Origin of the sequence: Rhizobacter sp. (assembly GCF_031412075.1) — a bacterium.
GTDB lineage: Bacteria > Pseudomonadota > Gammaproteobacteria > Burkholderiales > Burkholderiaceae_C > Rhizobacter.
Genome location: NZ_JANOCG010000324.1, coordinates 1 through 4,159 on the forward strand (window position 1 = coordinate 1; position 4,159 = coordinate 4,159).

Genomic DNA, 4,159 nt, shown 5'->3' on the forward strand with positions numbered 1-4,159 from the left:
CCCACTACTACCACACAAACCCTTTCTCCGTGGGCGTGGTGGTCGGGCCCACCACGGGGTGGGTGCCCCCAATCCAGGCGCCCCCCCCCGCCGCTGCCACGCCAGCCACACCGGCAGCGGCCGACCCCTCGGCCAAGATGATGTTCGACGCCTGGCAGCTCGACCCGGCCGCGCGCCGCCTGACCCACCCGCAAGGCCACGACGTGGCGCTCACCTCGGGTGAGTTCGACCTGTTGTGCGTGTTCGTGCGCCACCCGGGGCGTGTGCTGTCGCGCGACTTCCTGCTGGAGCAGACGCGTGGCCGCGAGGCCGGCCCCTTCGACCGCACGGTCGACGTGCAGGTGGGCCGACTGCGCAAGAAACTCGAGGCCGACCCCGAAGCGCCGCAGATCATCAAGTCGGTGCGCAGCGCGGGTTATGTGTTCGTGCCTGCCGTGGGTGCCGCATGAAGCATCTGGGCGACGAGCCGGCGCTTTTTCGCTCGATCTTCTCGGCCTACCCCGACGCGCTGCTGCTGGTCGACGGGCAAGGGTTGATTCAGCTTGCCAACCCGGCCGCCGACGCACTGCTGGGCTACGACGCCGGCGAGCTGAGCGGGCTCTCGGTCGACACCCTGGTGCCCGACAGCATCCGCCCGCGCCACGCGACCTACCGCGAAAGTTACGCCAAGAACCCGCGCCCGCGCCCGATGGGCACCGACATGGAGCTGGTGGCCAAGCGGCGCGATGGCGTCGAGGTGATGGTCGAGATCTCGCTCAGCCCGCTGGCGGGCGACGGCTTGCCGCATGTGGTGGTGGCCATTCGCGGCATCGGCAACTACCCGCGCGTCAAGCGTGCCTTGCAGCGTGCCCACTACAGCGAACATGTGGCGCAGATGGGGCGCATCGCGGTCAACGCACGCGACCCGCAGGTGTTGCAGCAGCAGGTGCCCGCGGTGGTGGTCGAAGCGCTCGAAGTGCAGGTGGCCCTGGTCTACCTGCTCGAGGCCAACGGGCAGGAATTCCGTGTGGCCGCCGGTGTGGGCCTGCTGCCGGGAGAAGGCGTGGGTTCGCACATGCCCAACCACCCCGACACGCCACCGGGCTTCGTGGTGGCCCAGGGCCGCCCTGTGGTGGTGTCCGACTACTGGAGTGAGCAGCGTTTTCGGGTGCCACGAAGCTACCTCGACGCCGGGCTGACCAGCGCCTTGGCCGTGCCCTTGTCCGACCGGGGCCGGGTGGTGGGCGTGTTGAGCGTGCACTCGCGCCAGGCGCAGCGTTTCGGCGACGACGAGCTGCACTTTCTCGAATCGCTGTCGAACCTGCTGGCCGCCAACCTGCAGCGTGTGCAGACCGAAGAGTCGCTCAACCACGCCCAACGGCTGGAGAGCGTCGGCCAGCTCACCGGCGGCATTGCGCACGACTTCAACAACCTGCTGACGGTGATCCAGGGCAACCTGCAGGTGCTGGAAGAGCACCCCTGCGTGAGCGGCGATGCCTACGCCTTGCAACTCGTGACGGCTGCTGCCCGCGCCAGCCGGCGTGGCGCCGAGTTGACGAGCAAGCTGCTGGCCTTCTCGCGCCGCCAGGTGCTCAGCCCGAGCCTCATCGAGGTGCCGGTGCTGCTCGATTCGCTGTCCGACATGCTGCGGCGCACGCTCGACCAGCGCATCGGCATCGAGGTGCACACGCCCACGCCTTGCCCGCCCTGCCTGGCCGACGCCGGTCAGCTCGAATCGGCCTTGCTCAACATCGCCATCAACGCGCGCGACGCCATGCCCACGGGTGGAACGCTGAGTTTCAGCGGTGCGCTCTGCCACACGCTGCCGCCCGAGCTGCATGGCGACTTCGATCTTGCGGTCGAGCAGCCCGACACCTATGTTGCGATTTCGGTGTCCGACACCGGCACCGGCATGCCCGAGAGCGTGAAGGAACGGGCCTTCGAGCCCTTCTTCACCACCAAGGAGGCTGGCCGAGGCACCGGGCTCGGCTTGAGCACGGTGTATGGCTTCGTCAAGCAGTCGCGCGGCGCCATCACCCTGGCCAGCACGCCCGGCGCAGGCACCACCGTCACGCTGTACATCCCGCGCTTCTCCGACCACGCCCGCGAGAGTGACGAAGACGAAACCAGTGCCGACGCCATCCCGCAGGGGTTGAAGGTTCTGCTGGTGGAAGACGAGCCCGAAGTTCGCGCGGTGGCCATGCGCTTTCTCGACACGCTGGGCTGCGAGGTCACACCCTGCGCCAGCGCCGAGCAGGCCCTGCCTCACCTCGTCAAAGACGCCGACTTCAAACTGCTGCTGACCGACATCGCGCTCGGCCCCGGCATGCGCGGCACCGAACTCGCGCGCGAAGCGCAGGCTCGCCTGCCGCAGATGGCCGTGTTGTTAATGTCGGGGTTTTCAGCCGAGCTGATCGACTCCAGCCAGAGCGCGCCTTTGTCGTGGGAACTGCTGGCCAAGCCGTATTCGCGCGACGAGCTCAAGCACGCGATCGCGCGTGCGCTGCAGGCACGCGCCACCTGACGCCGGTCACCTGTGTTTTCGCGCAGTCACCTGAACCGCAACTGTACGAACGGCAACCCTCGGGAATGAAGCGTCAAGTCCTCGACAGCGAGTGCCGATACCCGGCCTGGTCACCCAGGCCCATGCGGACGTTCGTGAACTGCTGGACAAGCTGAAGACCACGGTCAACTCCGGCAAAGGTGCCACCGACCGGGCGCGCGAACTCGTGCGGCACATGGACAGCGTCGAGAGCTCCTATGATCCGGTCGCGCTGGTCCAGGCCGTGGCCACGTTCAAGCTGGCTGCTGTGTGATCGGCAGATCGCGCGACGAGCTGGAATCTCCTGTCCATCGGTCTGCGGACAAGTCTCATTGCAGCGTGGCGCCCTCGGGTGACACGCTGCGCTGCACAAAGGCAGCCAGCACCGCCAGGTCGGGGATGCGGATGTCGCGGCGACCGTTTTCGTTGAACTGGATGATGCTGTCGCGCGCCAGACGGGACAACGCACGACTCACGGTTTCGAGCTTCATGCCCAGGTAGTTGCCGATCTCGGCACGCGTCATGCGCAGGGTGATCTGGTCGGTGCGCAGGCCACGCTCGGAGAGCGACTCGGCCCAGTTGCGCAGGAACTCGGCCACGCGCGCGTCGGCCGGCAGCGTACAGATCGACAGCAGCGAGTCGCGGTCGCGCGTCATCTCGCGGCTCATCGCCGAGTACACCACGCCCATGAGAGGTGGGTGCTCGGCACAGGCGCCCAGCAGCGCGTCGTAGCGGATCGTCCAGACCTCGCCGGTGTCCATCGCGATGGCGTCGCAAGCGTGGCGGCCGTTGGCGATGCCGTCAAAACCCAGCCAGTCGCCCTTGAACTGAAGGCCCACCACCTGCTCGCGGCCGTCGGCCGACAGGTTGACGAGCTTGAAGAAGCCCGAGTTCACGACATGCAGGGACTCGAAGCGCTCGCCAGCCTCGTAGACCGACTCACCGGCATGCAAGAGGCGCCGGGCGACAGGCAGCTTGTCGTGAACGAGCTTCAGGCTGTCGGCAATGCGCTGGCCGGTGAACTGGCCGTTGCGAGCCGGGCAAGGCAGGGGAGTTGGCGCGCGCCGGGCGGTGGTGGCGGCGGGGGAAGGCAAGGCGGTTGCAAACATGGGGAGCTCCAGTGGTCGAGTGGTCTTGTGTGGATGCGTTGAACTTTAGAAAGCACGCAACAACCGCTTGCGAACCGGGTGCGACGCTGCGTAACGCTCGGTAAATGCTCTGTGTCTGGCGCGTATCGGTACCGGCGCATGGCCTGCGCTTGACGCGTGTCAAACCGATGCGGCAGCACGCGAATACGCTCCAACCACAAATCGCACGCACCTCCGCAGCACAGAAGCCCCAGGGCCGGCGCCCAGACCCTGAGCAGATGAACCACACCTTTCTCAACCACCGCAGCCTCTGGTCGCTCGACAACCTGTCGAGCGCGGATGTGGTCGTCTTGCTCGATACCGCCAGCTCGCTCAAGAAGGCCGATCACGAAGGCCACCCGCTGCGCCCCTTGCGTGGAAAGAACATCGCGGTGATGTGCGAATCACCCAGCGACCCGGCGCTCGCAGGCTTCACTGCCGCCGCCACTGCCCCCACAACCGGCCAGCGCAAAGAAGCCGGCAGCAGCGGCAATCAACAGGTTACGCATCG

4 protein-coding genes and 1 pseudogene are annotated in these 4,159 nt (G+C 67.1%); 4 read left to right on the forward strand and 1 reads right to left on the reverse strand.

What is annotated here, in order from left to right:
• The 3 genes from RMO40_RS11765 to RMO40_RS11775 form a co-directional block, all read left to right on the forward strand.
• Positions 1 to 449 (forward strand): winged helix-turn-helix domain-containing protein (locus RMO40_RS11765; protein ID WP_309721024.1); only part of this gene is annotated, 449 nt, incomplete at its 5' end.
• Entirely contained in the window at positions 446 to 2,503 is a 2,058-nt protein-coding gene (locus tag RMO40_RS11770) for a GAF domain-containing protein (protein WP_309721027.1), read from the forward strand. The genes RMO40_RS11765 and RMO40_RS11770, both read left to right, overlap by 4 nt.
• A 91-nt stretch (positions 2,504 to 2,594) precedes the next feature.
• Entirely contained in the window at positions 2,595 to 2,795 is a 201-nt protein-coding gene (locus RMO40_RS11775; protein ID WP_309721030.1) for a hypothetical protein, read from the forward strand.
• 55 nt (positions 2,796 to 2,850) lie between these two features.
• On the opposite strand, the gene RMO40_RS11780 is transcribed toward RMO40_RS11775, so the two are convergent.
• Positions 2,851 to 3,630: a helix-turn-helix domain-containing protein gene (locus RMO40_RS11780; RefSeq protein WP_309721033.1), complete on the reverse strand. Its 780-nt coding sequence runs from the start codon at positions 3,628 to 3,630 to the stop codon at positions 2,851 to 2,853.
• Positions 3,631 to 3,887: 257 nt separating this feature from the next.
• On the opposite strand from RMO40_RS11780, the pseudogene RMO40_RS11785 reads away from it, so the two are divergent.
• Positions 3,888 to 4,159, forward strand: a pseudogene (locus RMO40_RS11785) (hypothetical protein); the annotation flags it as partial.

What these genes read in the sequence shown, in the direction of transcription:
- RMO40_RS11770 (WP_309721027.1), top strand. Translation starts at nt 446, where the DNA reads ATGAAGCATCTGGGCGACGAGCCGGCGCTTTTTCGCTCGATCTTCTCG.
- RMO40_RS11780 (WP_309721033.1), bottom strand. Translation starts at nt 3,630, where the DNA reads ATGTTTGCAACCGCCTTGCCTTCCCCCGCCGCCACCACCGCCCGGCGC.